Here is a 6,154-nt window from a genome sequence, read left to right as displayed (position 1 = left end):
TTCAACGGGTATACTTATATATTATGAAGTACAGAAAATTATTCATTTAATTAAGTTATACTAATTGTAAAATTCAGAGTATACAATGTAAAAATAATATATTATAATTATATTAGTATAGCATAAATATTAAATAAATTTACACAGGGAGAACTGCATTATGGAAATAAAAGATAGCTTGATTGAAAAGGATTTACGTTATTTAAAACTCCTTTCTAAGGAGTACCCAACAATATCCAGTGCAAGTACTGAGATTATAAATCTTCAGGCAATACTTAATTTGCCAAAGGCTACGGAACACTTTATAAGTGATATACATGGAGAATATGAATCTTTTACTCATATGTTGAGAAATGCTTCAGGAGTAATAAAAAGAAAAATAGACGATGTATTTTTAGATACTCTTACGCAAAAAGAAAAGGCAGAACTTTCAACTATTGTATATTATCCTGAGGAAAAACTTAAAATTATTCAAAGTAAGAATTATAATTTGGATGAATGGTATTCAGTAACTCTATATCAGCTTGTACAGCTTTGCAAAAATATTTGTTCCAAATATACACGTTCAAAGGTAAGAAAGGCTCTTCCTAAAGATTTTGCATATATAATAGAAGAACTTTTACATGAACAAGGTGATAAAATAGATAAAAAGGCATACTATAGAGAAATAATAAAGACGATAGTTAGAATAGGAAGGGCAGATAAGTTCATTATAGCTATCTCTAAAGTTATCCAGTATTTATCAGTAGACAGACTGCATATTATAGGAGATATATATGACAGAGGACCTGGTGCTGAAATAATAATTGATGCTTTAATGAAACATCATTCTGTAGATATTCAATGGGGTAATCATGATATTCTATGGATGGGGGCTGCATCTGGTTGTGAAGCTTGTGTAGCAAATGTATTGAGAATATCATTGAGATATGCTAATTTAATTACTGTTGAAGATGGCTATGGAATAAACTTACTTCCCCTTGCTACATTTGCCATGGATACTTATGATGATGATCCATGTAGTGAGTTTAGTCCAAAAACACTAGATAAAGATATAAATAAAAGTGATTTAGAACTTTTTGCAAAAATGCACAAATCAATATCTATAATACAGTTTAAACTGGAAGGAAATATAATAAAGAATCATCCGGAGTTTCAGATGAATGACAGAATGCTTTTAGATAAAATAGATATAAATAAAAAACAAATAGATATTCATGGAAAAATGTACAAGCTAAATGACATTAATTTTCCAACTGTAGATTGGAATGATCCATATAAACTTACAGACACGGAAAAATATATTATAAAAAGATTGACCAAATCTTTTGTAAACAGTGAAAAACTTCAAAGACATATTAAATTTTTATATAATAATGGAAGCATGTATCTAGTATACAATTCAAATGTAATGTATCATGGATGTATACCTTTAAATGAAGATGGAAGTTTTAAAAAAGTCAAAATCGGAAAATTTATTTACAGTGGAAGAAGACTTTTAGATAGATATGATAAATTGGCAAGGGAAGCATATTTTCTCAAGAACAATATTAGAAATAAAAAATATAGTATGGATATGATGTGGTATATGTGGTGCGGCGAAAATTCGCCACTATTTGGAAAAATGAAAATGACAACTTTTGAAAGATATTTTATATATGACAAAAGTACCCATCATGAAGAAAAAATTTATTATTACAAATATAGGGACGATGAAAAAGTATGCGAAAATATACTTAAGGAATTTAATCTCAAAGTTAGGGGTTCACATATTATAAATGGTCACATACCTGTAAAAACCAAAAATGGTGAAAGCCCTGTAAAAGCAAATGGTAAGTTGCTTGTAATTGATGGGGGATTTTGTAAAGCATATCAACCTGAAACTGGAATTGCAGGATATACACTTATATATAATTCATATGGATTCCTGCTGACTTCACATGAGCCATTCACATCTATTAAAGATGCTGTTGAAAATGATAAAGATATTATATCATCAACTATAATATTGGAGCAGGCAGCAAAGCGAAAAAGTGTAGGAGATACTGACATTGGTATTGAACTTAAAAAACAGGTATTGGATTTAGAGACACTGCTAATTGCATATAGAAAAGGATATATAAAAGAGCAGGTATAACAGTTATTGAGTTAAAGCAGTGCTGAAAACATTCTGCAGAAAGCCTCGAAGGCCTTTATGAAAGGGGACAGACCAATAAAATATTCTTCTGTTACCCTTTTGCTCTTCAGTAGATCTTGAAAGAATAAATTTTCTAATTCTTCTGTAGTATCCCGGTCATATATAACAGCATTTATTTCATAATTTAGTTCGAAACTTCGTATATCCATATTAGCAGTACCTATAGTACACAAATTCCCATCTATAGAAACGGTCTTTGCATGTATGAAAGAGTTTTTATCATAAAAATATATTTTAACATTGCTTTTCACCAATTCTTCCAAATAAGTCCTGGAAGCATAGTAAACTAATATGTGATCATATCTTCCAGGAAACAGTATACGAACGTCTATACCACTTAATGATGCTATCTTTATAGAATTCAATATACTTTGTGTGGGAATGAAATATGGAGTGGTTATATATATATGATCTTTAGCCATGCCTATCATTTTGAAAATTGCCTGTTCAATAGATGGAAATTCAGAATCGGGACCGCTTTTTACAAGCTGCATTAATTTATTATTTATATTTGATGTTTTTGGAAAAAACTCTTCAAAGTTTCCACTATAGAAGAAATAATCTCTATTTGCATTTTTTATAGTAGTAAAATCATCTAAAAATACAGCTTGAAGACCGAATACAAAATCTCCCTTTACCATAATATGAGTGTCTCGCCAATAGCCAAAGTTGCTATTTCCAAGATATTCATCACCGATATTTACACCACCTACAAAGCCTACTTTACCATCTATAACTACTATTTTTCTATGATTCCTGTAGTTTATTTGTGTATTTATGTGTTTTAAAAGAGGTGCTAGAAAATAAGAATATTGTACTACTGTTACTCCAGCATCTTTTAATTCCTGTATGAATTCCTTCTTTAATTTTATACATCCAACTCTGTCGAGTATTATTCTTACAACAACACCTTCATGAGATTTTTTAATTAAAAGATTTTTTATTTTGTTGCCTATTATATCATCTTTCATAATAAAATATTCCATATGAATATGATGATTTGCTTTTGAAAGTTCTTCTTCCAAATATGTAAATTTTTCCACACCATCTTTAAATATTTTTATATTGTTATTTGTAAAAAGTGGTGATTCACTATTTTTAGACAGAAGTTCTATTAAAGGCTTGTAGGTGTCATCTTCTAATTTTTTAATTGCTTCATTTATTAATTTTTCGATTTTAATATTTGTTTCATTATTAAGTTTATTCTTTTTCCAGTTTCTTCCCAAAAATATGTAGGCGATTAGTCCAAAAGGTGGAAGAAGTATAAAAATAGCCAGCCAGGCAATGGTTTTTTCAGGATTTTTTCTTTCAAGCATTATAACTATAATTGAAACTAATATATTGATTTCAAATATTAAAAATAGAATATTTTTCATGATTTTCATCCTAACGTTAAAGTGTATTTTGTTGTTTTAGATGTTTATTATATTATATTGTATAAATTTGATTTTAGATATAAGATTTGAAATAATGATTAAAATATACTCTCTGATAGTTATATTTTAGATAACAATTAATATTCTGTAAAATACTTATATTATGGACTTAAAATACAATATTTATATGTGAAATAAATTTTAAGTTATGATATAATGTATTTAAATTAATTACAAGTAAGTGGACAAGTGATACTTACAAAAGATAATATCTCTATATAATTTAATATCTTAAAATTTTTAGGAGGTAAGCTATTGTTCAAATGCGAGATTTGTGGTAAACTAGCTGATAAACATCATATAGTTTATAGAAGTCAAGGAGGAGTTGATTTTCCATTAAATTTCAAATATCTTTGTTCAGAACATCATAGGGGAAAGAATGGACCACATAAGAGTAGAAAGATTGATTTGGAGTATAAGCTTGAATTACAATATAAACTTGAAAAATTATTATATAAGGAATTTTATACTTTAGATGAATTGGTTAAATTGATTCAAATAAATAAAGGTATGCTAAAAAAACTTCTAAGAGAATATAAATTATATAAAGAAGGATACAAAAGTGTAGATGTAATATTCAGATTAATGGGAAGAAAGAAATACACACAATATATGCTTGAAGAATATTATGATTTTATAGCAAGATGTTAATAGTTTTTTGAAAATATAATATTGATTGAATATATGACTTATGCAGATGACAAGTGAGGTAGACTTAACACTTGTCATTTATTGCAAGTCAATATTTTTATTTAAATTAATAAAAAATTTATAGTTAGGTAAAGGGGGCTGTTTAATATGAAGGAGAACATACTCATGTTACTAACATTGGAGGAAATAAGCAATATAACAAAGGGGTTAAAGATTGCAGTAAATTCTGTATCCGAGGGTGGTACAAAAATAGATGAAAAATTAGAAAATAATATAGAGGATGTATTAAAGAAGTTACTACAAGTTGAGGCTGAATGTTCTAGATAGTATCTGAAATCTCTGGTTTAATTTTGAATACCTCCATTGTTCATATTAAAATTAAAAAAAGGTTTTTAAAATTTAGGGAAGTGTTTGCTTCCCTAAATTTGAGGCTGTGTTGATTTTTACTTTTAATACTTACAGTTCCAATGGATACCAATAATTATATATTGCTTATAATATAAGCAAAAATGTATTTGTGGAGCATATTTGTTCTACAAATACGAAACAAAATATTGAGGAGAATGATACTTTGAATATAGCGTTTTTTATTACACCGAAAAAAGATGTTGTCTGTGAAACTCCGAATTCTACTATGAGACAGGCATTGGAGAGAATGGAAGAACATAGGTATACGGCAATTCCATTAATAGATAAATCTGGAAGATACGTAGGAACTCTTACAGAGGGTGATTTACTTTGGAAACTTAAAAATACTCCTGATCTGAATTTTAAAAATACAAGTAAGGTAATTTTGAAAGATATACCAAGACATATGAATAATAAACCAGTTAGCATTAATTCGGATATGAAGGATTTAATATCAATTGCAGTAAATCAGAACTTTGTACCTGTAGTAGATGATAATGATATATTTATAGGGATTATAAAAAGAAGCGATATAATAAATTATTGCTATGAAGAAATGTTTAAAAATCAAAAAAATAATTGTATTGACAATATTAAAATTAAATGATATTATAATAATATTATAAATATCCTTTGATAGGGAAGAGTAACTATTTAGTTTAGTTAAAGAGAGTTTAGAATGGTGTAATCTAAGCACAATAATGAATAGTGAATGGGCCTTTTAGGAGTAAAGCGAAATCTTTGGAGAGTAGTAGTTACCGTAATCCATACGTTATAATGGACGGAACATGTTAGTGTTTTAGATTAAGAGGTGCTTTTATGGCACAACTTAGGTGGTACCGCGGATTATCCCGTCCTAATTTTTTAGGATGGGTTTTTATTTTTTATATTTTATTAATATTTGAAATTATATTTTAATTTTAGGAGAGTGTTGTTCATGAATTTAAAAAAGATGATTATAAACTCTATATTACTTGCTATAGGTGCAATATTACATCAGATAGCACCACCACTTTTACTTGGAATGAAACCGGATATATCTTTGGCTATGCTTTTTATAATAGTTATACTTAATAAAAATTACAAAGTTTGCCTTTGCGCTGGTATAGTGGCCGGATTATTGGCAGCAGCAACTACAACTATACCAGGTGGACAGTATGCCAATGTAATAGATAAATTTATAACAGTAAATGTTATGTTCTTATTTTTAAAACCACTTAGAGATAGAGTAAACAATCAAATAAATATAGCATTGACTACAGCATTGGGAACTATAGTAAGTGGATCTATATTTTTGACAATTATTCTAATTACAGTAGGTCTTGCTTCTGGATTTAATGTAATGTTTGTAACAGTAGTATTACCAGCTGCAGTTATAAATACTATAGTAGCTGTAATATTGTTCAACATAATAAATGTAGCATTAAAAAGAGGAGCTATTAAACAAATTTAAATAATTTAA

6 protein-coding genes and 1 other annotated feature are annotated in these 6,154 nt (G+C 27.9%); of the genes, 5 read left to right on the top strand and 1 reads right to left on the bottom strand.

Translation table 11 applies throughout. The annotated features are described in order from the left end of the window. The first annotated feature begins 160 nt into the window (after window positions 1-160). A complete protein-coding gene (locus tag KM800_RS11285) occupies window positions 161-2,137 on the top strand; it encodes a fructose-1,6-bisphosphatase (protein WP_254906546.1) in 1,977 nt (658 codons plus the stop codon). A gap of 11 nt (window positions 2,138-2,148) precedes the next feature. Here the strand turns inward: KM800_RS11285 and cls are convergent, their stop codons facing one another. After that, a complete protein-coding gene (cls, locus tag KM800_RS11280) occupies window positions 2,149-3,573 on the bottom strand; it encodes a cardiolipin synthase (protein WP_217813161.1) in 1,425 nt (474 codons plus the stop codon). A 315-nt stretch (window positions 3,574-3,888) separates the two neighbouring features. On the opposite strand from cls, the gene KM800_RS11275 reads away from it, so the two are divergent. From KM800_RS11275 to KM800_RS11260, 4 genes are all read left to right on the top strand, one after another. Further along, entirely contained in the window at window positions 3,889-4,284 is a 396-nt protein-coding gene (locus tag KM800_RS11275; protein WP_217813160.1) for an HNH endonuclease, read from the top strand. A 147-nt stretch (window positions 4,285-4,431) separates the two neighbouring features. Continuing rightward, window positions 4,432-4,611, top strand: coding sequence for a hypothetical protein (locus KM800_RS11270; protein WP_017750951.1), 180 nt, complete (start codon window positions 4,432-4,434; stop codon window positions 4,609-4,611). Between the two features lie 244 nt (window positions 4,612-4,855). Next, window positions 4,856-5,299: a CBS domain-containing protein gene (locus tag KM800_RS11265; protein ID WP_217813159.1), complete on the top strand. Its 444-nt coding sequence runs from the start codon at window positions 4,856-4,858 to the stop codon at window positions 5,297-5,299. Between the two features lie 17 nt (window positions 5,300-5,316). Beyond that, window positions 5,317-5,554 (top strand) — a binding site (T-box leader). Window positions 5,555-5,623: 69 nt separating this feature from the next. Continuing rightward, window positions 5,624-6,145: a tryptophan transporter gene (locus tag KM800_RS11260; protein ID WP_217813158.1), complete on the top strand. Its 522-nt coding sequence runs from the start codon at window positions 5,624-5,626 to the stop codon at window positions 6,143-6,145. The last annotated feature ends 9 nt before the right edge of the window (window positions 6,146-6,154 follow it).

The sequence above is a fragment of the Clostridium tyrobutyricum genome, from assembly GCF_019144085.1.
In the GTDB taxonomy this organism is placed as follows: Bacteria; Bacillota; Clostridia; order Clostridiales; family Clostridiaceae; genus Clostridium_B; species Clostridium_B tyrobutyricum_A.
This window is presented reverse-complemented; position numbering and strand designations above follow the sequence as displayed.

Coding starts and splice junctions, on each gene's coding strand:
- KM800_RS11285 (WP_254906546.1), top strand. CDS start 161: ATGGAAATAAAAGATAGCTTGATTGAAAAGGATTTACGTTATTTAAAA.
- cls (WP_217813161.1), bottom strand. CDS start 3,573: ATGAAAAATATTCTATTTTTAATATTTGAAATCAATATATTAGTTTCA.
- KM800_RS11270 (WP_017750951.1), top strand. CDS start 4,432: ATGAAGGAGAACATACTCATGTTACTAACATTGGAGGAAATAAGCAAT.